Source organism: Lysobacter ciconiae, assembly GCF_015209725.1.
GTDB classification, from domain to species: Bacteria; Pseudomonadota; Gammaproteobacteria; order Xanthomonadales; family Xanthomonadaceae; genus Novilysobacter; species Novilysobacter ciconiae.
This window is the reverse complement of record NZ_CP063656.1, coordinates 136,500-160,932: the sequence shown is the minus strand read 5'-3', so window position 1 is coordinate 160,932 and position 24,433 is coordinate 136,500. Positions and strand designations below refer to the sequence as shown.

General features: G+C 64.9%; 17 protein-coding genes and 1 pseudogene. 8 read left to right on the top strand and 10 right to left on the bottom strand.

Features of this window, described 5'->3' with window-relative positions; translation table 11 throughout:
• Positions 1-4: 4 nt before the first annotated feature.
• The 7 genes from INQ41_RS00720 to INQ41_RS00690 form a co-directional block, all read right to left on the bottom strand.
• Entirely contained in the window at positions 5-973 is a 969-nt protein-coding gene (locus INQ41_RS00720; RefSeq protein WP_193985360.1) for a diguanylate cyclase, read from the bottom strand.
• Entirely contained in the window at positions 970-5,616 is a 4,647-nt protein-coding gene (locus tag INQ41_RS00715) for a CHASE domain-containing hybrid sensor histidine kinase/response regulator (RefSeq protein ID WP_193985358.1), read from the bottom strand. The genes INQ41_RS00720 and INQ41_RS00715 overlap by 4 nt, the downstream gene beginning before the upstream one ends.
• Entirely contained in the window at positions 5,613-7,817 is a 2,205-nt protein-coding gene (gene uvrD, locus INQ41_RS00710) for a DNA helicase II (protein ID WP_193985356.1), read from the bottom strand. The genes INQ41_RS00715 and uvrD overlap by 4 nt, the downstream gene beginning before the upstream one ends.
• Before the next feature lie 9 nt (positions 7,818-7,826).
• Positions 7,827-9,593, bottom strand: coding sequence for a GAF domain-containing protein (locus INQ41_RS00705; protein ID WP_193985354.1), 1,767 nt, complete (start codon positions 9,591-9,593; stop codon positions 7,827-7,829).
• Positions 9,594-9,666: 73 nt separating this feature from the next.
• A complete protein-coding gene (locus INQ41_RS00700) occupies positions 9,667-10,539 on the bottom strand; it encodes a universal stress protein (protein WP_193985352.1) in 873 nt (290 codons plus the stop codon).
• 27 nt (positions 10,540-10,566) lie between these two features.
• The gene (locus INQ41_RS00695; RefSeq protein WP_407074239.1) at positions 10,567-12,036 is read right to left on the bottom strand and encodes a SulP family inorganic anion transporter; all 1,470 of its coding nucleotides are present in this window, start codon (positions 12,034-12,036) and stop codon (positions 10,567-10,569) included.
• 100 nt (positions 12,037-12,136) lie between these two features.
• Positions 12,137-14,503 carry a S9 family peptidase gene (locus INQ41_RS00690; RefSeq protein WP_193985351.1) on the bottom strand — a complete coding sequence of 789 codons (2,367 nt, stop codon included), beginning with the start codon at positions 14,501-14,503 and terminating at the stop codon, positions 12,137-12,139.
• Positions 14,504-15,678: 1,175 nt separating this feature from the next.
• Between INQ41_RS00690 and INQ41_RS13405 the strand changes: the two genes are divergently transcribed.
• Positions 15,679-16,035 carry an HNH endonuclease gene (locus INQ41_RS13405; RefSeq protein ID WP_407074283.1) on the top strand — a complete coding sequence of 119 codons (357 nt, stop codon included), beginning with the start codon at positions 15,679-15,681 and terminating at the stop codon, positions 16,033-16,035.
• Positions 16,036-16,093: 58 nt separating this feature from the next.
• Here INQ41_RS13405 and INQ41_RS13400 read toward each other — a convergent pair.
• A pseudogene (locus INQ41_RS13400) lies at positions 16,094-16,219 on the bottom strand (IS30 family transposase); the annotation flags it as partial.
• Positions 16,220-16,746: 527 nt separating this feature from the next.
• A complete protein-coding gene (locus INQ41_RS00680) occupies positions 16,747-17,838 on the bottom strand; it encodes an IS110 family RNA-guided transposase (RefSeq protein ID WP_193985347.1) in 1,092 nt (363 codons plus the stop codon).
• Between the two features lie 202 nt (positions 17,839-18,040).
• On the opposite strand from INQ41_RS00680, the gene INQ41_RS00675 reads away from it, so the two are divergent.
• From INQ41_RS00675 to INQ41_RS00645, 7 genes are all read left to right on the top strand, one after another.
• The gene (locus tag INQ41_RS00675; protein ID WP_193985346.1) at positions 18,041-18,631 is read left to right on the top strand and encodes a hypothetical protein; all 591 of its coding nucleotides are present in this window, start codon (positions 18,041-18,043) and stop codon (positions 18,629-18,631) included.
• 132 nt (positions 18,632-18,763) lie between these two features.
• On the top strand, positions 18,764-19,147 hold the full coding sequence (locus INQ41_RS00670; protein WP_193985344.1) for a hypothetical protein: 384 nt from the start codon (positions 18,764-18,766) through the stop codon (positions 19,145-19,147).
• A gap of 911 nt (positions 19,148-20,058) precedes the next feature.
• Entirely contained in the window at positions 20,059-20,430 is a 372-nt protein-coding gene (locus tag INQ41_RS00665) for a TIR domain-containing protein (protein ID WP_193985342.1), read from the top strand.
• Positions 20,427-21,407: a caspase family protein gene (locus tag INQ41_RS00660; protein WP_228076645.1), complete on the top strand. Its 981-nt coding sequence runs from the start codon at positions 20,427-20,429 to the stop codon at positions 21,405-21,407. Before INQ41_RS00665 ends, INQ41_RS00660 begins: the two co-directional genes overlap by 4 nt.
• 102 nt (positions 21,408-21,509) lie before the next feature.
• Complete coding sequence (locus INQ41_RS00655) at positions 21,510-21,746, top strand: hypothetical protein (RefSeq protein WP_193985340.1); 237 nt, start codon at positions 21,510-21,512, stop codon at positions 21,744-21,746.
• A 79-nt stretch (positions 21,747-21,825) separates the two neighbouring features.
• Positions 21,826-22,272: a DUF1810 domain-containing protein gene (locus INQ41_RS00650; protein WP_193985338.1), complete on the top strand. Its 447-nt coding sequence runs from the start codon at positions 21,826-21,828 to the stop codon at positions 22,270-22,272.
• Complete coding sequence (locus INQ41_RS00645) at positions 22,265-22,819, top strand: GFA family protein (protein WP_193985336.1); 555 nt, start codon at positions 22,265-22,267, stop codon at positions 22,817-22,819. The genes INQ41_RS00650 and INQ41_RS00645 overlap by 8 nt, the downstream gene beginning before the upstream one ends.
• A 21-nt stretch (positions 22,820-22,840) precedes the next feature.
• Here the strand turns inward: INQ41_RS00645 and cls are convergent, their stop codons facing one another.
• Positions 22,841-24,280 carry a cardiolipin synthase gene (cls, locus tag INQ41_RS00640; RefSeq protein WP_193985334.1) on the bottom strand — a complete coding sequence of 480 codons (1,440 nt, stop codon included), beginning with the start codon at positions 24,278-24,280 and terminating at the stop codon, positions 22,841-22,843.
• Positions 24,281-24,433 lie beyond the last annotated feature (153 nt).

Genomic DNA, 24,433 nt, shown 5'->3' with positions numbered 1-24,433 from the left:
CGGATCACCGGCTCAGTGCGGGCTCGGCGAGCGCCGGGGCGACCCGCACGCGGTCGCGGCCGTCGGCCTTGGCCGCGTACAGGGCCCTGTCGGCCGCTGCGAGCAGCTCGATAGGATCGCCGTCGCGCGTCGGCACAACGGTCGCCACGCCGACACTGACACTCACGCGGCCGCGCTCGGTCGCCGGATGCCCGATCGCCAGGTCGGCCACCGCCTGGCGGATGTGCTCGGCGACGGTGGCCGCGCCGGCCGCATCGACGTGCGACAGCAGGGCGGCGAACTCCTCCCCGCCGGTGCGCGCCACCAGGTCGCCCGGGCGGGAGACGCAACCGGCCGCCGCCGCAGCCACAGCACGCAGCGCATCGTCGCCGGCCAGGTGGCCTAGGCTGTCGTTGAAACGCTTGAAGTGATCGATGTCGAAGCTGACCAGCGATAGCGGCGAGCCCAGGCGCGCGCAGCGGTTCCACTCGTCCCGCAGGCAGTCATCGAAGTGGCGCCGATTGGCGATGCCGGTCAGGCCATCGACCCAGGCCAGCCGGCGCAGCAGGTCGGCCTGCTGCTTGAGCATGAGATGGGCGCGCACGCGGTGGCTGACGGTGCGCGCGTTGAACGGCTTGGTGATGAAGTCCACGCCACCGGCGTCCCAACAGGCGGCCTCGCCGTCCGGATCGTCCACGCCGGTGACGAAGATCACCGGGATGTCGCGGGTCACCGGGTCGGCCGCCAGCGCACGGCAGACCGCCAGACCGCCCGGCTCGGGCATCACCACGTCCAGCAGCACGAGGTCGGGCGGGGTGCTTCGGCAGAACGCCAGGGCCTGCTCGCCGCCGGTGGCCATGAACATGTCGTGCTCGTCCTCGAACAGCCGGTGCAGGGTAAGGATGTTGGTCGGCTGGTCGTCCACGACCAGGATGCGGGCGCGCCGGCCAGCCAGCAGCTGGGGCGGAACGGGAACGTGCTCGGCGGAGCTCATCGGCGACTCTCTTGCAGGACGGTGTCAACCCGCTCCCGCGCGGGCGCGAACGCCAGGTTGGCGAGCGCGTCCTCGATTGCGGCAGCGGCGGGGGCGTCATGATGCGCAAGCGCCTGCCGAAGGCCGGTGAAGACGTCCAGGGCCGCCAGGCTCGATGCTGCCAGCAGGTCGCGCAGTTCGTGCAGCCCGGCGGCCAGGGCGGCCGACATCGGACCACGGGCGGGGCCATGGGCGGGGCCATGGGCGCTGGCGGTGGCCGCGTCCGACGGCGCGGGGGTCACCACCGGCGGGCGGATGCGGGCGATCTCGGCCTCCACCTCGGCGATCGCGGTGGCAATCCGGGCCAGGACCGCCGCGTCCGGCAGGCGTTGCGGTTCCCCCTCCACGGCGGCGGCAAGGCCGGATGCGTGGCGCGCCAGTGCCGCCAGTTGCTCCGCCCCGGCAATGCCGGCCAGCCCGTAGAGGGTGTGCAGATGGCGCAGGGCCGCCTCGCGGTCGGCGGCGGCGTGGGCCTCCACCAGCGAGGCGTGCACCGCGCGCGCCGCTCCGGAGAACCGGTCCAGGTTGCCGTCCAGGGCGGCACGGTTGCCGGCGAAGCGGCGCAGCGTGGCGGCGACGTTGAGCACTTCGGGCGCATTGCCTGCTGCGGCACTCGGGGCAGGCGCGGCCTGGGTACCCGGGCCGCGACTCGAGGCGGGCTGCGGCGGAGCGACGGGCGCAGGCGATCCTGCCGTTTTGCCCCCGTCTGCCGCCGCCGGCGCGTTGGTCCAGTGGCGCAGCCGCGTGATCACGTCGTCGAGTTCGAACGGCTTGCCGATGTGATCGTTCATGCCGGCGGCGAAACTGGCTTCGCGGTCGCTGGCCTGCACGTTGGCGGTCATCGCCACGATCGGCAGGGCGTCGAAGCCGGCCATCGCCCGGATGCGCCGGGTGGCCGTGTAGCCGTCCATGTCGGGCATCTGGATGTCCATCAGCACGACGTCGTAGCGGGTCGGTTCGCCGGCCAGCAACTGCAGCGCGATCGCGCCGCCACTGGCGATGGTGACCTCGGCGCCTTCGGCGGTGAGCAATTCGTCCACCACCTGCTGGTTGGCCGGATTGTCCTCGACCACCAGGATGCGCATGCCGGCCAGGCGCCGCGCCTCTGGCAGGGATGGGGCCTCGGCGTCCGCGTCCCGGTCCAGCCCGTGCACGCCCGCCACCGCGTCCAGCAGCATCGATACCGTCACCGGCTTCATCAGGAACCCGTCCAGCGCGGAGGTCTCCGCCGCGCTGCGCTCGCTCAGCAGCTCGCGGCCGTGCGCGGTGACCATCACGATCAGCGGCTCGGCACCGCCCGCGCGACCGGCGCGGATGCGCTGGCTGGTCTCCCAGCCATCCATGCCCGGCATCCGCCAGTCCAGGAACACCACGCCGTAGGCCTGCCCGGCCGCGCGCGCGGCCTCGATGCTGTCCAGGCCCTCCTGGCCGCCGCTGGCGACATCCACATCCCAGCCCAGCGATGCCAGCATTTCGCGGATCGATTCGCGCGCGCTGTGGTTGTCGTCCACCACCAGCGCCTTCATCGGCCCGGTCACGCCGGCGCGGACCGGAATGGCCGCTGCGTCGGTGTCGAGCGCCGGGTCGGCCGCAATCTGGAAATCGAGGGTGAAGTGGAAGCGGCTGCCCATGCCGCGCTCGCTTTCCACCGCCAGCTCCCCGCCCATCAGGCCGACCAGGTTGCGGCTGATCGCCAGGCCCAGCCCGGTGCCGCCGAACCGGCGCGTGGTGGAAGCCTCGGCCTGGGTGAAGCCCTCGAAAATCGTCTCCAGCTTGTCGGCGGCGATGCCGATGCCGGTATCGCGGACCTCGAAGCGGATGCTCACCTGTTCCTCGTCGCGGGACACGACGCGGGCGCTGACCACGACCTCGCCGTAGTGGGTGAACTTGACCGCGTTGCCGGCCAGGTTGATCAGCACCTGCTGCAGGCGCAGCGAATCGCCGGTCAGCTGCGGCGGGATCGCCGGGTCCAGCGAGTAGACGAGCTCCATGTCCTTGTCGCCGACATTGCTGCCCAGGATGGTTGCCAGGTTGCGCAGCAGCGAGTCCAGCGAGAAATCCTGCGCCTCCACCGAGAGATGGCCGGCCTCGATCTTGGAGAAGTCGAGGATGTCGTTGAGGATCGCCAGCAGGGTGCTTGCGGCCTGTTCGGTGTTGGCGGCGTAGTCGCGCTGGCGGGGGTCCAGCGGAGTGCGCTGCAACAGCTTCAGCATGCCCAGGATGGCGTGCATCGGGGTGCGGATCTCATGGCTCATGTTGGCCAGGAAGTCGCTCTTGGCCCGGCTGGCCGCCTCGGCGTCGGCGACGGCGCCGACCATCGCGCTCTCGGCGGTGCGCTGCACGGTGATGTCTTCCACGATCGACCACACGTAACGCTGGTCCTGGATCTCCAGCTTCATGCCATTGAGACGTACCGGCACCCGGGTGCCGTTCTTGCGCACGTAGTGCTTCTCGTGCGGCCCGTAGCTGCCGGTCCGCTCCAGCGTCCCCAGCACGGCGCGGTCATGCGGCTCGTATTCGGCCGGCGTGATCTCGCTGTGGCGCATGCTGTGCAGTTCGTCTGGCGAGTAGCCCACCAGCGACTGGAACGCCGGGTTGGATTCGACAAACGCGCCGTCGCGGCCGGTCAGCACGATGCCCAGCGGCGAGAGTTCGAACAGGCCGCGCAGCTTGCTTTCGCTGAGCTTGAGCGCGGCTTCGCGGGCCTTGCGGGCAGTCAGGTCGACGGCGATGCCCAGATAGCCGAGCAGGCCGCCGTCATCGCGGCGCAGCGCACTGATGGTGACCAGCGCCGGGATGCGGCGGCCGCTGGCGGCGACGTAGGTCCACTCGCTCGCTTCCGGGGCCTCGTGGGCGCGGGCGATGAGGGCGTCGAACCCGACCGCGACCGGGCGGCCCAGCTCGGCTTCGCTGTGCATGGCGCGGATCGCCATCTCGTGCGGATCGTGGAAGCGCTCAATGCTGTCGCCGAGCGCGTCGGCGGCCGCCACGCCGAGCATCTGTTCGGCGGCGGGGTTGAATAGGGTGATGGCGCCGGCGGGATCGGTCGCGATGATGCAGTAGCCGGCATTGTTGAGCACGGTCTCGCGCAGCACCGACGACTCTTCCAGCTGCGCCGTGCGCACCCGCACCAGGCGCTCCAGGTCGGTGTTCAGCTCCTGCAGCTTGCGCGCGGTGCGGTTGCGCTCGCGGATGTCGCGGATCGTCATCGCCACGCCGGCGACGCCGCGTTTGGCGCGCCGGATCGGGGCGGTCGTCAGCTCCACCTCGATCAGGTGCCCGTCCTGGTGGCGGCGAACCGTTTCCAGCGCGACGATCGCCTCCCCGGCCAGCGCCGATGCCATTACCCGGGCATCCTCGCGCACCTGCTCGAAGGGCACGATCAGCTCGACCAGGGAGACGTCCAGCGCCTGCCCGGACTCGTAGCCGAACAATCCGGTCGCCGCGGCGTTCCACTCGGTTACCCTCCCGTCGGCGTCGGTGGCGATGATCGCGTCGTGCGAGCTCTCGGCAATCGCGGCCATGCGCGCACGGCGGTTGAACACCCGCAGGCGCCGTTCGCGCGCGGAAAGGCCCAGCAGCAGGATCAGGGCGAGCAACGACGCGCCGCCCAGCGTCGTGGAGGCGACGGTGAGCGGCGAGGTGATGTTCTGGCGTGCCAGCAGGGCCCGGCTGGGGTGGATGACCAGCTCCCAGCGTCGGCCGTACATCGGAAACTGGCGCTGGCGGTCGAAGGCGGCCGCTGCTGGCGCGCCCTGCGCCGGCAACTCGTTCAAGACGACCGGGGCCCCGGGGTCGGTCACATCACGCAGTTCCACCGAGTAGCTGCGATCGGCGCTCTCGCCGAGGAACTCCGCCGTCACCAGTGGCGCAAACACCCAGCCGGTGCCCAGGGCGGCGCGCTGCTCCGGCGGCGGCGTTACTCCGCCGCGGTACACCGGCAACAGCAGCAACATGCTGTAGCCGGGCTCGCCGCGCGACTGGATCAGGTTGATCGGGCCGGTAAGCATCGCCTGGCCGCTGGCCATTGCGGCCCGCGCCGCGTCCCGCCGCGCGGGCTCGGAGGCGATGTCCAGTCCCAACGCGGGATGGTTGCGCTCCAGCGGCTCGATATAAGTGACGACAAAGCGCTCACCCGTATTTGGGCTCAGCGATTGAAGCGTGAAATCGCGGGTGCCGCCTTCGCGCTGCCCGGCAAGAAACGCCGCTTCACGCCCGGGTGCTACGCGCTGCACATACGCGAAACCTCGGGCACCAGGGAACTCGGCCTCGAGGTCGCGCGACATGACGTAGTCGCGGTAACGCTCGCGCGCCTCCGGCGTAGCCCGACCGTCCACCGGCACGGCGCCGCGGGCCCCGCGCAGGCCGTACTCGTACAGTTTCATGCGCCGCTGCAGGTCGTCGGCGGCGCTGTCGGCCGCCGCATCCACCGCCGCTCCCATCGCCTCGATCTTGGCATCGTGCTGGCGGATGCCCAGCGTGCCGGCGGCGACCAGCCCCAGCAGGAAAACGGTGGTCGGCACCAGCACCGACAGGCGCACCCGCTGGCCGGACTTGCCGGCCGGGGTGGGGAGATGGCGCGGGGCCGAGGGTGGCGTCGTCATGCCGGGCTCAGATTGGCGTAGGAGAGAACCAGCCACTTGCTGCCCACGTCGGCGAAATTGACCTGCACCCGCGCGTGGGCGCCGGCGCCCTCGAAGTCGGTCACCACGCCGGTGCCGAACTTGGGATGGCTGACGTTGGCGCCCAGCGGCAGCGGCGGAGCTTCGATGGCGGCGTGCTCGAGGTCGCGCCGCGGGGCGCTGTTGTACATCGGGCGCGAGACCTGCAGCTTGGGCCGCACCTCATGCAGCAGCGCCGGTGGGATCTCGCGCAGGAAGCGCGACGGGATGCCGTACATCTCCTGGCCGTGGATGCGCCGCGCCTCGGCGTGGCTGAGCACGAGCTTCTCGCGCGCGCGGGTGATGCCGACGTAAGCCAGCCGGCGCTCTTCCTCCAGCCGGCCGGCCTCCTCGATGGAGCGTTGGTTCGGGAACAGGCCTTCCTCCAGCCCGGCCAGGAATACCAGCGGGAACTCCAGCCCCTTGGCGCTGTGCAGGGTCATCAGCTGCACGCCGTCCTCGCCCGCCTGGGCCTGGCCCTCGCCCGATTCCAGCGACGCATACGCGAGGAAGGCCACCAGCTCGGGCATCGCCTGCGCGTCCTCCTCGTCGGCGTGGACGAAGCGCGAGGCGACCGACACCAGCTCATCCAGGTTGTCGGTGCGCGAGTCCAGCGTGCCCTTGGATTCGCGCGCGTAGTGCTCGCGCAAACCGGAGCGCAGCAGGACGTGGTCGATCTTCTCCTGCAGCGGCATCTCCGCGATGTCTGCCTCGGTCGCCTCGATCAGGGTGATGAAGCCGGCCAGCGCATTGCGCGCACGCGCGGCCAGCACCGTGTCGCCGGTCAGTGTGCGCGCCGCGTCCCACAGCGGGATCGCCTGGTCGCGTGCGCGCCGGCGGACTTCGTCCAGGGTGCGCTCGCCGATGCCGCGGGTGGGCGTATTGACCGCGCGCTCGAAGGCGGCATCGTCGTTGCGGTTGGCGACCAGGCGCAGGTAGGCCAGGGTGTCCTTGATCTCGGCGCGCTCGAAAAAGCGCTGGCCGCCGTACACCCGGTAGGGCACCTTTTCCGCCAGCAGCTGCTCTTCAAACGCGCGCGACTGGGCGTTGCTGCGGTACAGGATCGCCACGTCGCCGTGGCTGCCACCGTCGCGCACCCACTGCGCCAGCCGCTCGACCACGAAGCGCGCCTCGTCGATCTCGTTGTAGGCCTGGTAGACGTCGATCGGATCGCCGCCGCCGCTGTCGGTCCACAGCTTCTTGCCCAGGCGGTCGGGGTTGTGGGCGATCACCGCGTTCGCCGCATCCAGGATGTTCGCGCTGGAGCGGTAGTTCTGCTCCAGCCGGATGGTCTGCGCGCCCGCGCTCCCGGCCTTGCCATCGACGCCGAAGTCGTTGAGGAACTTCTGCATGTTCTCGACCTTGGCGCCGCGCCAGCCGTAGATCGACTGGTCATCGTCGCCGACGGCGAAAACCTTTCCGGTGTCACCGGCCAGCAGGCGGATGAAGCCGTACTGGATGGCGTTGGTGTCCTGGAACTCGTCGACCAGAATCTCGCCGAAGCGGTGCCGGTAATGCGCGAGCAAAGCCGGGTTGTCGCGCAGCAGCTCGTGGGCGCGCAGCAGCAGCTCGGCGAAATCCACCAGGCCGGCGCGGTCGCAGCGCTCCTGGTAGGCCTCGTAGCAGCGCCGCATCACGTCGGTCCACTGATCGCCCGGGTCTGGTTGCAGATGCTGTGGCCGCCGGCCCTCGTCCTTTTGCGCGTTGATCCACCAGACGATCTGGCGCGGCGGGAAACGGGTGTCGTCCAGCTCCAGCGCCTGCACCACGCGCTTGACCAGCCGCAGCTGGTCGTCCGAATCGATGACCTGGAAGGCCTCGGGCAACCTGGCTTCCTGCCAGTGCAGGCGCAGCAGGCGATGGGCGATGCCGTGGAAGGTGCCGATCCACATGCCGCGCACGCCACTGGGCAGCTGCGCGTCGACGCGGTGGCGCATCTCGGCGGCGGCCTTGTTGGTGAAGGTGACGGCGAGGATGCCGTGGGTCGGCACGCCGAAGACTTCGTTGAGCCAGGCAATGCGGTGGGTCAACACGCGGGTTTTGCCGGAACCGGCGCCGGCGAGGATCAGGTAGTGGCCGGGCGGCGCGCTGACCGCGTCGCGCTGGGCGGGGTTGAGCGCGTCAAGCAGGTGGGAGACATCCATGCGCCCATTCTACCGGTGGGCCCCGTCCTCGCCCGTGGACGCGTTCGCCGTGCCGGGACCCTGCGGCGGGTCGAGCATCAGCCGGCGCAATTCGGCCTCCAACGCTTCAATGCGCAGACCGATGCCGGCGGTGACCTCACTGTCGAGGTGACCGAGGCCATCGAGCAACTGCGCCAACCCGTTCAGGCGGGCTTTCTGATCCTGCAGATAGAGCCCGCGGAACGGACTCTCCCCCGCGTCCACGCTGGCATCGGCACGCCTGGAACGGCGGCGTTGCTCGCGCAGCATCCGGTGCAACCGCTCGGCACCGCGCCGGTCCGGGCTTGACCACTCGCGACTGCGCCCTTTCACCAGCTGCCGCCAGGTGGCAAAGCTTCGCCGCGGCGCAATGCGGATCCCGTCGTCGGTGGCCACCCTGCCCGCGTGCGGGTCACCGGCCCAATCGACCTCCTCGACCTGCTCAACTCGGAACAGGAATACCCAGTCCTGCGGCGATCCCAGATTGACCGCCAGAAGCCCCGCCAGGCCCGCCGCCTGCAATTCAGGAACGTTCCAGTCCGCCGCCGCATCGCTCAGGGCGACCCCGCCGTGCTCTTCGGCGTTCGCCCATCTGACCAGTGAGGCCGGGTCGGCGCCGCCGGGCGCGCGACCGACCACGTTCCACTGCCCGTTGATTGCAAGCCCGGCGCCGTCCCCGTCAAGGACCTGGCGCAGGCCGTCCAGTTCGGCCAGCAGCGCGGCATCGAAATCGCCGGCGGACGCCAGGCGCATCACCACTGCATCGCGCAAGTGCTGGGTGGCCTCAAAGCGCTCCATCGCCAACTCCTGCTCGCGCGCGGCGATGCGTACCGAGACGAACATGCCAAACAGGTCGGCCGCCGAGCGGGCGCTCGCACTCAGGCGCCTCGCCTCGCGGTGGTGGCAGGCGATCAGGCCCCACAGGCGGCCCTCGCTGATGAGGGAGATCGACATCGACGCGGCGACGCCCATGTTGCGCAGGTACTCCAGGTGCACCGGGGAGACGCTGCGCAGGACGTGCTGGCTCAGGTCCACCGGGTCACCGGACGGACCGGTGGGCGGCACGATGCTGATCGGCTCATACCGCGCGTCGGGGATGACCCGGACCCGGTTGCGCAGGTACAGCTGGCGCGCCGGCGGCGGGATGTCGCTGGCCGGATAGCGCAGGCCCAGGTAGGGCTGCATGCCCTCGGCGGCCACCTCGGCCACGACCTCGCCGGTATCGTCGGCACGGAATCGGTACACCATGACCCGGTCGTAGCCGGTCAGCCCGTGGATCTCCGCCGCCACGTGCTGGAAGAACGCCGCACCCACCGCATCGCTGCCCAGGCGGCTGACCATGCGCTGGGCGACCCGCGTGGGGGCGCGCGTTTCCTGCCGCGATGAGTGCGGTTCGAACTCGATGTGCAGCAAACCGTCGCTTACGTGCGCGCTGATGTCGCAGGGCATCATCAATGCGCCCACGTTGCCGGTTCCCACGCGCTGCACGGTGCCGTCCTCCGGACCTGCCGCGGCCACCGCATCGCGGACCTGCAGCAGCATGTCCTCCTCGAGGAAGTGGGTCATTTCCAGGCCCAGCATCTCGGCCGGCTCCAGGCCGAGCAGCTCGGCGATGTTGGCCGACACGTGACGGATCCGCTCATCGACCAGGCCGCAGCTGACCAGGTAGCCGTGCGGCTGGATCGCCCCGGTGGTGTGGATCGGCGCGGTCAGGCAATCCTGCGCGGGATCGGTCACGGGCGGGAGGGTTTCACTCATCGCGGGGTCGTCTCACTGGCCGATGGGGTTTGCGTTGATGGGGTCACCATACGACACGGGTTCCGCAGGCCGCTCAGCGCAGCAGCAGCACGGCGATCGGGCAGGTGCGCACGATGTGGCTGGTGGTACTGCCAACGACGAGGTTGCGAATGCGGGAATGGCCGTAGGCGCCCATCACCAGCAGGTCGATGGATTGCGCGGCGACCTGCGCGGCGATGACGTCCTCCGCGGCGCCGGGGACGGCGCGCATCACCGACGCGAAGCCGGCCGCTTGCAGCTCCGCCTGCGCCCACTGCATCGGTTCGGCGTCCACCTTGTCGGCGTCGGCCACCATCAGCACCTCGCAGTGCAGCCCCTTCAGCAGCGGGCTGGCAGCGACCAGCTCGACGCACCGTCGGGTGGTCGCGCTGCCGTCGAAGGCGATCATGAAGCGCTGCACCGGCCGCCAGGCGCGCGGTGCAACGAGCACCGGTCGCTCGACGGCGCGGATCACCCGTTCCAGGTTGCTGCCCAGATGCCCGCGCGCGAAGTCCGCGTGCTCGCCGCGTTTGCCGAGCACGAACAGGCGCACGTCGTCCTGCAGGTCCAGCAGGGTTTCCACCAGACGGCCCTGGCGCTGGCGGATGCTCGCCTTGGCGCCATGGGCGGCGGCCACGTTTCCGGCTTCTTCGAGCAGGGCACGCCCGCGCTGCTGGGCCAGCTTGCCGCGCTGCTCGTCGAGCAGGGCCATCTGCTCCAGCAGGCCTTCCTGGGCGCCCAGATTGAGGTTGCCGGTCAGGTCGATGGGCACCGGCCCGGCCTCACGGTCGATCGCGTGCATCAGTTCCAGCGGCGCGGACAGGCGCGCCGCCGCCCAGCCCGCATGCGCGGCGACACTGGCCGCATAGCCGGACACGTCGATCGCGGCCAGCACGCAGCGTTCGGGAAAAGTGGCGTCAGCGCTCATCACGACGTTCTCCTTGATGGCCATCGATCAGCCGGCGGCGCCGGGCTTGTCGTACACGCCCAGCTGCGCGACCAGCGCGGTGCTCGCCTCGTCCAGGCCGACCACCTCCACTGTGGCGCCTTCGCGGCGGAAGCGCATCACCGCCTTGTCCAGCGCGCCGACCGCGCTGAGGTCCCAGAAGCGCGCCTCCGAGACATCGATGGTGACGTGCTGCAGGACCTCGCGGAAATCAAAGCCGGCGGCGAAGGCGCTGCTGGAGGCAAAGAATACCTGCCCGGTCACCGTATACCGGCGCGCGTTGCCGCTGGCGTCCAGCTGCGAATCGATCCGCAGCACCTGGCCGACCTTGCGGGCGAAGAACAGCGCCGACAGCAGCACGCCGGTGAGCACGCCGCGGGCCAGGTCGCTGGTCAGCACGGTCACGATCACGGTGCCCAGCATCACGATGCTGGAGGTGGCCGGGTAATGGCGCAGGTTCCGGATCGAGGACCAGTTGAAGGTGCCGATGGAGACCATGATCATCACCGCCACCAGCACCGCCATCGGGATCTGCTTCACCCAGGGCCCGGCGAACACGACCATCACCAGCAGCACCGCGCCGGCGACGAAGGTCGACAGCCGCCCGCGCCCGCCCGACTTCACGTTGATTACCGACTGCCCGATCATCGCGCAGCCGGCCATGCCGCCGATGAAGCCGGTGGCGACGTTGGCCACGCCCTGGCCGACGCATTCGCGGTTCTTGTTGCTGGGCGTATCGGTCAGCTCATCGACGATCTGCGCGGTCAGCAGTGATTCCAGCAGGCCGACCACGGCCAGGGTCAGCGAGACAGGCAGGATGATCCGCAGCGTGTCCAGGTTCAGCGGCACGTCGGGCAGCAGGAACACCGGCAGGCTGTCGGGCAACTCGCCCATGTCGCCAACGCTGCGGATATCGAGCTTGAGCACCACCGCGACGATGGTCAGCACCACGATCGCCACCAGCGGCGAGGGCACCGCGCGGGTCAGGTACGGGAACAGATAGATGATGCCCAGACCGGCGGCCGTCATTACGTACACCGTCGAGGGCACGTTGGTCAGCTCGGGCAGCTGGGCCATGAAGATCAGGATCGCCAGCGCATTCACGAAACCGGTGATCACCGAGCGCGAGACGAACCGCATCAGGCCGCCGAGCTTGAACACACCGGCCAGCATCTGCAGCACCCCGGTCAGCACCGTGGCGGCGAGCAGGTACTGCAGCCCGTGATCCTTGACCAGGGTGACCATCACCAGCGCCATCGCCCCGGTGGCCGCGGAGATCATCCCCGGCCGGCCGCCGGTGAACGCGATCACCACCGCGATCGAGAACGACGCGTACAGGCCGACCTTGGGATCGACCCCGGCAATGATCGAGAACGCAATCGCCTCGGGAATCAGGGCCAGCGCGACGACCAGTCCCGCGAGCACATCGCCGCGGATATTGCCGAACCATTCGCGGCGAAAAGGGGAGATAGCGCTCAAGGACCGTCAACTCTGGCGTCGGGACCGACGGCTGGGCCAGCCGGCGGGCGACGCAGTGTAGCGGCCGGCGGGCACGGCACCGGAGGCGGAGCCGGTCGGGTCAGGATTTGTCGGCCTGCATCTTGTATTCCACTGGCGGCTGCGCGCCCATCAGGTGGCGGACGAAATAGTCCCAGCGCCGCCGCGTCATGTAGCCGGTGTCCTTGCCGAAGCTGTGGCGCGCATTCGGGAACAGCAGCAGGTCGAAATCCTTGTTGGCCTTGATCAGCGCGTCCACCACCAGCAGCGTGTTGGAGGGGTGGACGTTGTTGTCCATCATCCCGTGCGCCAGCAGCAGCTTGCCGCGCAGGTTGGCGGCGCGGTTCTGGTTGGCCTGGGCGTCGTAGTTGCTGCTGCCGTCCTTGTCGGTGACCTCCAGCCCCATCCACTTCTCCGCCCAGTCGTCCTCGTAGTTGCGGTTGTCGTGGTTGCCGGCCTGGGCGACGCCGACCTTGTAGAACTCCGGGTAGGTGAACATCGCATCGACCGTGGCGTAGCCGCCGCCGGAATGGCCCCAGACGCCGACCCGCTCCAGGTCCATCCACGGGAAGCGCTTGCCCAGTTCGCGCAGGCCGGCGACCTGGTCGGGCAGCGTGTTGTCGCCGATGTCGCCATCGAAGGCGTCGTGGAAGGACTTGGAGCGCCACGGCGTGCCCATGCCGTCGATGGCGACCACGATGAAACCCAGCTCGGCCAGCGCCTGGTGGTCGGCGCGGGCCACGTTGAAGCTGCGGCCGCGCACCGAGCCGGTCTGCGGGCCGGGGTAGATGTAGTTCACCACCGGGTACTTGCGCGACTCGTCCAGGCCGGTCGGGGTGAACAGCATTCCGTACAGGGCCGTCTTGCCGTCACGGGCCTTGACGGTGATGGAAGTGGGCGGCACCCAACCGGTGGCACGCAGGCGGCGGTCGTCGGCGCGGGCGATCACCGCGATGTCGCTGCCATCCCCGCTGCGGCGCAGGCGGGTGACCGGCGGCGTCTGCGGGGTGGAATACGCATCGACGAAGTAGGTGCCGTCGGGCGACAGGGTAATGGTGTGGTCGGCATCTTCCGGGGTCAGCAACTGCGGCTGGCCGCCATCGAAACCGACCTTGTAGAAATGCTGGTAGTACGGGTCGCGCCCGGGCTCCATGCCCACACCGCGGAACCAGATCGTGCGGCTGTCGGGGTCCACCCGCAGCACCTGGGTGACGTTGCCCTCGCCGCTGGTGATCGCGTGCTTGCGCTTGCCGGTTGCCAGGTCGTGCAGGTACAGGTGGCCCCAGTCGCTCTTCTCGCTGAACCAGATGAACTCGCCACTTTCGGGCAGGTACTGCCAGTTGACCTTGCCGTTACCGCTCTCGAAGTAGGTCGGGGCGTGCTCGTGGTACACCTCGCGGACCTTGCCGGTGGCGGCGTCGGCGACCCGCAGCCAGGTGTCCTTGTGGTCGCGCGAGGTGGACGCGAACGCCAGCGTCGCGCCATCGGGCGACCAGCGCACATCCTCCCAGCCGCCATCGCAACTGACGTCGTCGCACAGGGTCGAGCGGTGCTGATCGGGCGGCATGGCCAGCCGCACGACCTTGCGGGCGGGCACGTCGATGATCACGCGCTCGATCATGGTCACCTTGTCTGCCCCGGCCAACGGGTACTTCCAGCGCTCGACCTTCGGCAGGCCGACGTTGGTGCCGACCAGGACCATCTCGCCGACCTCGCGCTGGTCCTGCTGGAAGGTCGCGATTTTGCTGGAGTCCGGCGACCAGACCAGGATCGCGCGGTCGCTGTGGGTCCAGCCGGCGTTGTCGGTGGCGTAGCCGTAGTCGGTGCGGCCGTCCGTGGTCAGCCGGGTCTCCGCGCCCGTGTCGATATCGCGCACCCACAGGTTCCAGTCGCGGATGAAGGCGCCGAGCTTCTCATCGGGCGACAGCACCATCGGTGGCTTGGCATCGGCGTCCGCGCCCTGGGCGGACGGCTTGCGGGTGTCGGCATCGACGGCGACGCAGACGCTCTTGTCCTGCAGGTCGCACAGGTAGCGCTGCTTGGCGACAGTGAGGTCGAAGCGCCCGTCCTCGGCGACCTTGAACGCAGTGACGGCCAGCTTGGTCGCGTCCGCCGGCTTGCCGGTCGCGTCCGCCAGCGCCTTGGCCAGCAACTCGCGGTCGAAGGCATCGCTGATGGTCCCGGTGGCGGCATCGACGCGGCGGAAGTGGTCGCCGTCGGCATCGTGGTCGCGGAACCAGAAGTGGCCGTCGTCCTGCCAGATCACCGTGTTGACCGCGTGGTCCAGCAGCGGCGTGGTGCTGTAGCCCATGAACGATTCCGCGCGGGCGTAGTCCGCCGCCGTGACGGACGGCATCGCGTCCTGCGCCCCCGCCGTCGGAGCCGTCGCTGCCAATACCCCGCCCATCACGGCGCCCAGAACCCGAGAACTGCCTTTGCCCACACCCATCGACCTGACTCCTGCCAGTGATCCCAAACGCAGTGATTGGAACACGGATGCATTGGTGGGTCATGCAGCAACGGGGGGAAGGGGCTGGAATTCAAAATAGCGGCGATTGGGAACACGAGTTGCGCGCGTCGGGGCGGAGTGGGACGATCCGGGACTTGGGGAACACCGCCGGACGACATTCAAGATTAGATACGGGGATCAGGCACCTTCGCTCAGCAGAAGTCGTTGATTTCTACAGGACTTACGCTGAAAACTCGGACCGGACTATCCGGATTACACACAGGGAATAGGCACCACTTTGGTGCCGAATAGGCGTTAGGGCGCAGGGGAAACACATGGCAACTCCTGACAGCGAGCACTTCCATCAACTTCCTCCGCTTACAGCGGAGACGGTCGCTGACCTCGGAACTGGCCACGGACTTTCACTGCTGCTGCTTGAGCACGTGCCATCTGGTGGCGGTGTCATCTTCCCAGTCGAGTACATTCATCGAGAGCTCGTTTATCGCACTCCCGGACAGAAGGATGCTGTAGCACTAGACGCGGCCAGGCTCACAGATGAGCGGGAGTACCGGGAGGTCCGCATACTTTTCTCTCGTCCGCACCAGACAGCAACACTTCGGGGACTTGTCTTAGAGGGGCAGGTAAAAGTTGGCCGGCCAGGCCCTAACAGTTCATTCAAGCCGAACCCGCTTCGCGGGTCGGCTTAATTCCGGTGTTAGCTATTCGCTGTTCACTTCTCACACTTAAATCTTCTAGGGAAAGTCATGAAAAATATAAGCGCTGCCACTTTGTTCACGATGTCCATTCTGCTTTCATCTAACGCTTACTCGGAGTCAATCCGCGTGCCTTTAGCCATGGGGCGAAATGTGGAGATCTTGCGGCTGTTTCCTACTGGGCAGCGACGCGGCACTTAGCCAAGGAAGACGCGAACTTGTTTGAACAGGCCGTTCAACATGCGGAACATTCCACCACGGTTCGCGCTGCCATTCATGAAGATTTAGTACTTGCGGCGAGGGCCCGCGGTAGTTTTTCGCATGGCAACTCTGGCCCGGGCAACGTTTCTATGATCGACGCAAGAATAGACGCACTGGACGCCGCTCTAGATGTTCATCTGAGCTGCATCCAAGGCAATTTGCAGTAGAGCGACAAGAAGATGCAAACGTCGATTGAATACTATGCCGGTCGCGTTAGGAATAGTCATGAGTCTTGATCTAGCTCTAGAGATCAGTAGAGACTACAAAAAGCAAGCATTTTTGCGTGACGAGGGCAGATGTAGATATTGCGGCCTAGACTTCCTGCATTCGCTTTCGGCTTTTTGGTCCTACACCGCTGACCACATTGTTGCAAAATCCGTTGGCGGTAGAGATATCTTGGACAACGTCGTTATCAGCTGTAAAGCTTGTAATGAGGCGCTTTGTCGTGCGGGACACCTACTAACGTTTGAAGATCGTTTAAATTACATCGCCAGTCGCGAGGCCGACCGCACTCCAATATATCAAGCATGGTGCGATGTTTTGGGTCGTGGAGGGTGAATTTGCCCATTAGTTGCGACACCCTGGCGAATTCAACCACCAAGTGCGACAACGCTCATTATCCTAATAACTTTTGCAGTGGTGTTTCATACCCATAGCGTTTCCTCGGCCTTGTATTGAGTTTGCGGGCAATAGCGTCGCATTGCTTCTGGGTCAGATTCGCCATGCTCTGGCCCTTCGGCAGGCTTCTTTCCATTTTCGTGGTGGCTGCCACTTATCGGAGTTGTCGCATTCGCGTTCATTGGCGCGTTTATCATTTTCCATTCCTTACGCAGCTATCACGCTCCACTCATTGGCATGCTTAGCTCAGTTCTTGGCTTTGCACTTGCCATTGGGGTTCTGGTGGCTGGTGCCTAACAATTCCGTAAGGAGCTTCCCGTCAACCCCGAGTGCATGATGTCCTGACCTTGAGCTTCAGGTGGTTGCTGTGCTCTTGTTGTGCGCCTTGCAGTGCCACTGGCCAGAGTGATTGGGTGATCAAAGCGTTGCCAGACTGCATTTCCGTAATCGGTCTTGTTGGATCGGCAGTGCTGATCCGGACCAGGGTAAAAGCCGCACCCGAAGGCCTCTCTCATTCATCGGATTCGCCCATGCACGGGGATCAACCGTGTCATGCGATGGCGCCACCTTGTTAGTCAGGCTCTCTCCGGGGCGGTCTGACCGCTTGCTACCTGTTCGCTCTGGCGTTGAACATCGTCGGCCGTGCTCCGGTCAGGCAGCGACGGTCTGTTTTCTGGAAGTGGCCGGCCGCTGCACCATCGGATGTTTGAGCCAGGCCTCAGCGTCGTAATCCTCATCGCGAGCCAACATCGCCCACAGCTGTCGTGCATGTTTGTTGGCAATCGCCACCAGCACCTTTCCGAACGGCAAACGCTGCGTCAGGCCGCGGATCCATATCTGCTCGGCGGTAGCTTTCTCCTGGGCAACCGCATTGGCGCGCTGCAAACTGCTTCTTGCACCCTGGATCAGCAGGGTACGCAGGTAACTGTCGCCGCGGCGGCTGATCTCACCCAGTCGCTGCTTTCCGCCGCTGGAATGCTGGGTCGGGGTCAGTCCCAGCCACGCCGACAGCTGCCGGCCGTGCGTGAATTCACGGCCATCACCGATGGTGGCTACCAGCGCATCGGCGGTCAGCGGACCCACGCCGATCAGTCGCTGGGCACGAACGCTTCGTGTGTCCGACTTGGCATGGGCGGCAATGGTGGTATCGCAAGCGGCAACCCTTTCGCGAACCTGTTGCCAATGGTCCTGAAGATCATCAAGCAGCTGCTGCAGCATCGCCGGCAGTTGCTGGCGCACCTCCTGGTCACTCAGCGCGTGCCGCAGCGCGTGGTCACTGCGTGCCACTACCACCCCGAACTCGGCCATTAAACCCCGCAGGCGATTACTGATCGCCAAACCCTCGGCCTTGTACCCCTCGCGTACCCGATGCCAACTCAGCCGCGGCTGCTGATCCACCGTCTTCACTGCTACAAAGCGCATGTTGCCTTGACGCGCCGCTGTGGCGATCGCTTCGGCATCGTTGCGGTCGTTCTTGTTGCGTTGCGATTTGCGGAACGGTTTGACGAACTGCGCCGCCATCAGTCGCGGTACCAACCCGTGTTCGATGCAGCGGCGGGCCCAGTGGTGCGCGCCGCTGCATGCTTCCATCGCCACCACGGTGCCAGGCGGAAGCTGGACCAGCCATATGACAAAGGAATCGCGCTTCAAATCCTTCCGCTGACGCACCCGACCGGCACCGTCGAGCGCGCTCACCGAGAACACGTCCTTTGCCAGATCCACACCCATCGTTATAGTGCTCATTGGAGACTCCCCCTTCGTTTGATTGTTGTGTCGAAACACAATCATGGCACTCGATGCCGAGCGGCTCGCCGCTGAAGTGGGGAGTCTCCTTTTTACTCGTTCAAGCCGAAACCGCTTCGTTCCACCAAACATAGGGCAGAAAGAGCTTGCCCTATGTTTGGCTCCACTACGCGTTTCGGCTTAACTACGGTGTTAGGCGCTCATGAAAGTTTCTGAACTCATCGAGATTTATACCGCCGCGATCGAAGACGCAGCGGAACAGGGTGCAGATTCGGTCCCGCTATCCGAATTGCAAAGAGTTCATGCTGAGATTCGCAGGATGGCGGCAGAGTCGCCCGACAATGTCGAGGTCGGTGAGGCGGCGCTTGAGCACTACAAAGCGCAACTCGCCGCCAACGCCGAGCAGCATCGCAGCGTCCACGAATTCAATCTTGAGATGCTGCGGGCTACGGTCATGACCGGCCAGTCCGCACTCAAAAGTTCGTTGCTTATAAATGGAGGCGCCGCGGTCGCATTGCTCGCATTCCTCGGCAATGCTTGGGCTACGGATGTTCCTCGCACCGTCATGTCACAAGCTGCTTACGGGCTTTCGTTGTTTGTCTGGGGCGTGTTAGCCGCGGCAGCGGCAGCTGGCGCCACCTACTTGTCGCAGGCGGGCTTCGGCGACGAGCTTGGCAAGTTCAGCAACCGCATCGGCAAGTGGGGTCGCGGGCTCGCTATTGCTCTAGTAGTCACCGCATACGTACTCTTTGGCTTTGGCGCTTGGCATGCATGTATGTCGCTGAGCGCCTAACAATTCGTTCAAGCCGAACTTGCTTCGTTACACCAAATCCATGGCAGAAAAAGCTTGCCATGGCTTTGGCTCCACTACGCAAGTCGGCTTAACTCAGGCGTTAGGGTTCTCGACAAAAAATTAGGGGGCTATGTGAAAAAGACGCTTTGGATCGTGCTTGTGGTCACGCTTGCTGCTTGCGCTGGATATTTTGCTTGGAATTCCTACCTCTCACCAAAAGCTCGGGCAATCGCGCTCGTAAAACAGTCGCTCAATGACCCGGATTCGGCGGTATTTGAGCAGGTTCACTACGTTACTCGCACCGGCGCAACGTGCGGCAGCGTGAACGCCAAAAACCGCATGGGCGGCTATGCCGGCCAGACAGCGTTCGTTGTCGGAAAAAACGGAAGCGTTACGTTCGCTCCTACCGGAAATACCGAGTCAGGCTCAACTGAGACACGCATCGAGGCGCTGCAGGAGCAACTAGACTTTTTAGAGAAGACACGAATTTGTGTGGCTGAGGGAAGTGAAGACTAAGAGGTGTTAGGTCGAAATAAGCGTTGCTGCTCAGGATGAATGTTGGCGACAGTACAGTTCGCCGGGCGCGTGCAGCGCTTTCGCGATGCTCCCAGCAAGATCTTTCACAGCTGAGCTTGCTCGGCTACGGTTGCAACCTAACTGGTCGTTCAACCCGAACCCCCGAAGTCCCATTTTCAGGTAGTAGTTGCTCAATTTCCGCTAACTTCCGACTTACGCGTCGGGGGTGGGCTTAACTACGGAGGCTTAACTACGGTGTTAGATCCACTTTGGAAGGCGCGAATGATCTCCAGAAAGGCTCTGTTGTCGGCGGCGCTAATCCCTCTTGCGCTCTTCGGGTGCTCGGCGCACGAGAGCGCACAAGAACTCCCACTACCCGAGAGCGTAGCCATCGTTCAAGATCTCGACAGCTATGCTCGATCAGTTGCGTCGGGTACAGAACAAAATATTTACAACGTAACGCCAATTGAGCGCACTGGTGACGTCCCAATGCTTTCTTACGTCCTCAGATTTCACACAGCAGATCCCGCACTAATGTCCGCGCACGACGCTGACACCAGCAAGCTCTCCTACGCGCTAAATACTGTTCTTACCGAAGCCTGGGATAGCACATTTTGCACGCCACGGTTGAAGTCTATTATGGCAAAACACGACATATTTTTGGTTTCTGGCCACCTAAATGACAAGGGCGGAAATTTGCAAACTTTCAGTTCGTGTATGCGTTAAACGTTAAGCTGAATTCACGCTAAAAGTGCGACACGCGCCTAACAGGTCGTTCAAGGCGAACCTCCGAAGTCCCATTTCCGGCCAGAGTCGTAGCTCCATTTCCGCAAAGCTCCGACCTAGGCGTCGGAGGTCGGCTTAACTGCAGCGTTAGGCTGCACACAAACATCACCGCAATTTGGAGCGTTATGAAAACCATCTTCGTAGCATTTGCGATAGAAGACGAGCGCTTGAGAGATTTCTTGAAGGGCCAATCCCTTCACACGCGCAGCCCGTTCGAATACATAGACATGTCTGTCAAAGAGGCATATGACGCAAATTGGCAGGCCAAAGTACGCACTCGTATTCGAAGGTCGGACGGAGTAATTGTGCTGGTAACGAAGAACTCGCCCACATCTACCGGCCAAAAGTGGGAGATCGCCTGCGCCAAGGAAGAAGGTGTTCCAATCCTCGCGTTATGGGGATACAAAGAAGATTACACACGCCTCGCTGGCGTCACGCCAGTTGCGTGGACTTGGCCAGCAATTGAGAAATTTATCGACTCAATGCGAGACCGATGATCATGCGGAAAGCCCTCATTGTTGGAGTCAACTATTACGCCAATGGCCCGAGTCTTTATGGCTGCGTTGATGACGCGCACGCTGTCAAAGCAGTCCTTGAGAGGCACGGAGACGGCTCGGTCAACTTTGACTGCAAACTACTGACCGGAACAGGTCCAACAGATATCGTTGAGAGACACGATCTACGAGATCATGTTGAGAATCTCTTCAACACTGAGTGCTCTGTTGCGCTTTTCTACTTCGCAGGTCACGGACACATAGATTCGAGTGGTGGCTACATACTCGCAACAGATAGCGCGCGTGGAACTGATGGCATTCCACTGAATGACATCCTCACTTTTGCAAATGCCTCACCAGCCTCTAACAAGATCATTGTCTTAGATAGCTGTCATTCTGGCATTGCAGGGACACCGCCCGGAGCTTCAAATCTTACGGCCTTGGCGAATGGCAGCACCATTCTCACAGCCTCAACGGAAGATCAGTACGCGACCGAGGAAAATGGGCGCGGCACGTTTACCACGCTGTTCGTTGATGCATTGTCCGGTAGCGCAGCGACTCTCTCCGGAGACATCACACCAGGTGGCATCTACGCGCACATCGACGAATCACTGGGAGCTTGGGAGCAGCGACCTGTCTTTAAGACGAATGTTAAACAGTTTGTTTCACTGAGAAAGGTTCAGGCGCCGATTTCCTTAGAGAATCTGAGAAAGTTATCTGAGCTGTTTCCTGTGCCTGGATTTGAGTTTCGCTTAGACCCGAGTTTCGAGCCGGAGCTGGCGGGCCGCCCAGCGGACTCAGCTCCGCCGAACCGGCAGAACTGCGAGACGTTTGCCCTTTTGCAACGCTATAACCGGCTTAACTTGCTTGTGCCCGTAGATGCTCCTCATATGTGGCACGCCGCGATGGAGAGCAAATCATGCAAACTAACTGCGCTAGGCGAGCACTACAGAAGGCTCGCAGCCAAAGGCAGGATCTAGGCTGCAGCCTAACAATTCGTTCAAGCCAAGCCCGCTTCTCAGTCTCGACGCCACCCGGTTCGCCTCGGGCTGGCCGGCTTAATTCAGGCGTTGGTCAACGCCATGACGGATGAGCAAGACATCAATCGATACTTCAGCGGAACGATCTACCGGATTCTATCTGGTCTGTTCGGGGTGTTCCTGACGGCAGTCGGTATCTACGTTGTCTTCTTCGGTGTGGTGGAGCCGCTGATTCGGGTTTGCCTGGGGCTGCTCATTGCGGCTCTGGGTGCTGAGACGATCTGGTCAGCCATTCGATCCAGGCAGTCGTGGCTGGCCAGACTTGGTCCGTTTATCTAGGCAGTTGTCATTGTCTAACCTGCCTTATTTGGGTGTGTGCAGAAGGTCGCCGCGAAACCACTGGTGATACCGTCCACCCATGCCCACGCAACCCGATCCATTCGAGTTATCGCGCTTCATCGAGGCCCAACGCGACACCTATGATGGTGCGCTCGCAGAGCTGCGCGTGGGACGGAAGCAATCGCACTGGATCTGGTACGTGTTTCCGCAGCTGGCGGGTCTTGGTCACAGCGCCACGTCGCGGCGGTTCGGGCTTTCCGGCGTTGCGGAAGCGTCGGCCTACCTCGAGCACCCTGTCCTGGGCCGTCGCCTGGTTGACGCGGTGCGCGCGATGCTCGCCAACGGTCCCCTCCCGGCGGCCGAGATCCTTGGGGAGCTGGACGCGATGAAGTTCCGGTCGTGCCTTACGCTGTTCAGTGCGGCCGTTCCGACAGAGTCGCTGTTCGACGCGGCATTGGCGCACTACTTTGGAGGCCAGCCGGATCCGGTGACGCAACAGATGCTTGAGGAGAGGACGGATGACTGATGCATTCGTGGAACTGACCTGCCGGTGCGGGAAGGTGCAGCTCGAGGTCATTGGCAAACCCATCATCAGCGTCGAGTGTCTCTGCGCGGATTGTCAAAAGGCAGGCGCAGTGTTCCAGGCGCTCCCGGATGCACCGCAGGTGCTGGATGCGAACGCGGCGACCCGCTTCATCCTTTATCGGAAGGACCGGGTGCGGCGCACGCAAGGGCAGTCCTGGTTGCGTGAGCACCGTTTGTCGTCCACCTCCAAGACGCGGCGCGTCGTCGCAACCTGCTGCAACACGCCGGTCTTCCTGGAGTTCACCAACGGCCATTGGCTGAGCCTCTACGGCGGACTTTGGGACCCGGCGACCTTGCCCACTCTGGAGACACGGACGATGACCCGTGACCGCCCTCCCGGTGTCGAGTTGCCTGACGACGTGCCCAACCCACGCACCCACACCTGGTCCTTCGTCGCCAGACTATTGCGCGCGTGGGTGGCGATGGGTTTTCGGGCGCCGAAGGTCGATTTCGTCACTGGGGCACTCGACGCTTCGTCCGCCCGCTGACCCCTGCTCCCCATCGCCGCGCTACAGCAGCGGCCCGATCGTGGCGACCACGTTGTTCCAGATCCTCCGGTGCCACGGCCAGGTCAGCACGTCGGGCAGGCGCACGGGTACGGAACGGGCGATGTAGTCCTGCTGCCGTTCGATGACGGCGCGCGTCACGGTCTCGTCCTGCAACAGGATGTTGTTCTCGTAGTTGAGGTCGAAGCTGCGCAGGTCCAGGTTGGAGGACCCGACCACGGTGATCCTGCCGTCGATGGTCAGGGTCTTGGCGTGCAGCAGTCCGTCCTTGAATTCGTGGATCCTGCAGCCGGCATCGAGCAGGCGGTGGTAGTAGCTGTGGCTGACGGCGGCGACGATCCAGCTGTCGTTCTTCTCCGGAAAGATCAGCGTGACGGCCACGCCACGGTAGGCGGCGGCGCACAGCGCGTCCATCAGGGTGGCGTCGGGGACGAAGTACGGGGTGGAGATGGTCAGGCTGCGGTCGGCGCAGGCGATCAGGTTGGAGAACAGTTGCGGCGTGGCGCCCCGGCGCTCGGTCGGGCCGACCCCCATCACCTGGGCCGGGAATCCACCCGTAACCGGCTCGGCGCGCAGCATGATCCCGTCCAGCGATTCGCCGGTGGCCTGCATCCAGTCGCTGGCGAACAGCAGCTGGTTCTGCGCCACCACCGGCCCGGTGAACCGCAGCATGATGTCCACCCACGGGGCGTACTTGGCCTTGACGAGGAACTCCGGATCGGCCGAGTTGCGGCTTCCGCAGTAGGTGATGCGGCCGTCGATGACGGTGATCTTGCGATGGTTGCGCAGGTCGATGCGGCTGGTCAGGAACACCCGCAGCACGTTGCGGAACGAGAGCGCGACGGCGAGCTGGACGCCGGCCTCGCCCATCCGCTTCCACAGCGCCGACCGGATCATCGCGCGTGACCCCAGCCCGTCCGCCATGGCCCGGCAGGTCACGCCGCGGCGGGCGGCGCGGATCAGCGCTTCGGCAATGTCGGTGCCGGTGTTGTCGCGCAGCCAGATGTAATACAACACGTGGACCTGCTCGGTCGCGGCATCGATATCGGCCACCAGCCGCGCGCGCGTCTCGTCGCCGTCGGCCATCAGTTCCGCGGCGTTGCCGGGCACCGCGTGGAAGCCGTTGATGGACGCCGCGTAGCGGAACGCCGGTCGGTAGAGCGGCTCGATCAGGCGGTCGGTATCGGCCGGGACGCCCATGAAGGCGGAGGCCCGGGCGCGGATCTCGCCAAACACCTCCTCGTGGCGCTTCTTCAGCCGGCGCCCGATGTCGATCTCGCCAAACAGGAAATAGATCGCGCTGCCGAAGTACGGCACCAGGTTGAGCACGATGAACCACGCCAGCCGCGCCGGCGGCGACAGGTCGTCGCGCAGCAGGATGCGGACCACGAAGGCCAGCACCAGCAGCGAATGGAACGCTAGAAGGATGGTGCCCCAGTCCAACCCGGATCACCCTGCCCGTGAGCGCGAGGGAAGACGGGTACGTTCGTCGGGAGCGGCGGAAACGCGGCGGATCATGGCGCACGGGCTGCACAGCGGGAGGAGGGCCAGTCTAGTCCGGTCGCATCGCGGCCGCCGTTGGCTGCACATTGCGCT

What these genes read in the sequence shown, in the direction of transcription:
- INQ41_RS00720 (WP_193985360.1), bottom strand. Translation starts at nt 973, where the DNA reads ATGAGCTCCGCCGAGCACGTTCCCGTTCCGCCCCAGCTGCTGGCTGGC.
- INQ41_RS00715 (WP_193985358.1), bottom strand. Translation starts at nt 5,616, where the DNA reads ATGACGACGCCACCCTCGGCCCCGCGCCATCTCCCCACCCCGGCCGGC.
- uvrD (WP_193985356.1), bottom strand. Translation starts at nt 7,817, where the DNA reads ATGGATGTCTCCCACCTGCTTGACGCGCTCAACCCCGCCCAGCGCGAC.
- INQ41_RS00705 (WP_193985354.1), bottom strand. Translation starts at nt 9,593, where the DNA reads ATGAGTGAAACCCTCCCGCCCGTGACCGATCCCGCGCAGGATTGCCTG.
- INQ41_RS00700 (WP_193985352.1), bottom strand. Translation starts at nt 10,539, where the DNA reads ATGAGCGCTGACGCCACTTTTCCCGAACGCTGCGTGCTGGCCGCGATC.
- INQ41_RS00690 (WP_193985351.1), bottom strand. Translation starts at nt 14,503, where the DNA reads ATGGGTGTGGGCAAAGGCAGTTCTCGGGTTCTGGGCGCCGTGATGGGC.
- INQ41_RS13405 (WP_407074283.1), top strand. Translation starts at nt 15,679, where the DNA reads ATGCCGGTCGCGTTAGGAATAGTCATGAGTCTTGATCTAGCTCTAGAG.
- INQ41_RS00680 (WP_193985347.1), bottom strand. Translation starts at nt 17,838, where the DNA reads ATGAGCACTATAACGATGGGTGTGGATCTGGCAAAGGACGTGTTCTCG.
- INQ41_RS00675 (WP_193985346.1), top strand. Translation starts at nt 18,041, where the DNA reads ATGAAAGTTTCTGAACTCATCGAGATTTATACCGCCGCGATCGAAGAC.
- INQ41_RS00665 (WP_193985342.1), top strand. Translation starts at nt 20,059, where the DNA reads ATGAAAACCATCTTCGTAGCATTTGCGATAGAAGACGAGCGCTTGAGA.
- INQ41_RS00660 (WP_228076645.1), top strand. Translation starts at nt 20,427, where the DNA reads ATGATCATGCGGAAAGCCCTCATTGTTGGAGTCAACTATTACGCCAAT.
- INQ41_RS00655 (WP_193985340.1), top strand. Translation starts at nt 21,510, where the DNA reads ATGACGGATGAGCAAGACATCAATCGATACTTCAGCGGAACGATCTAC.
- INQ41_RS00650 (WP_193985338.1), top strand. Translation starts at nt 21,826, where the DNA reads ATGCCCACGCAACCCGATCCATTCGAGTTATCGCGCTTCATCGAGGCC.
- INQ41_RS00645 (WP_193985336.1), top strand. Translation starts at nt 22,265, where the DNA reads ATGACTGATGCATTCGTGGAACTGACCTGCCGGTGCGGGAAGGTGCAG.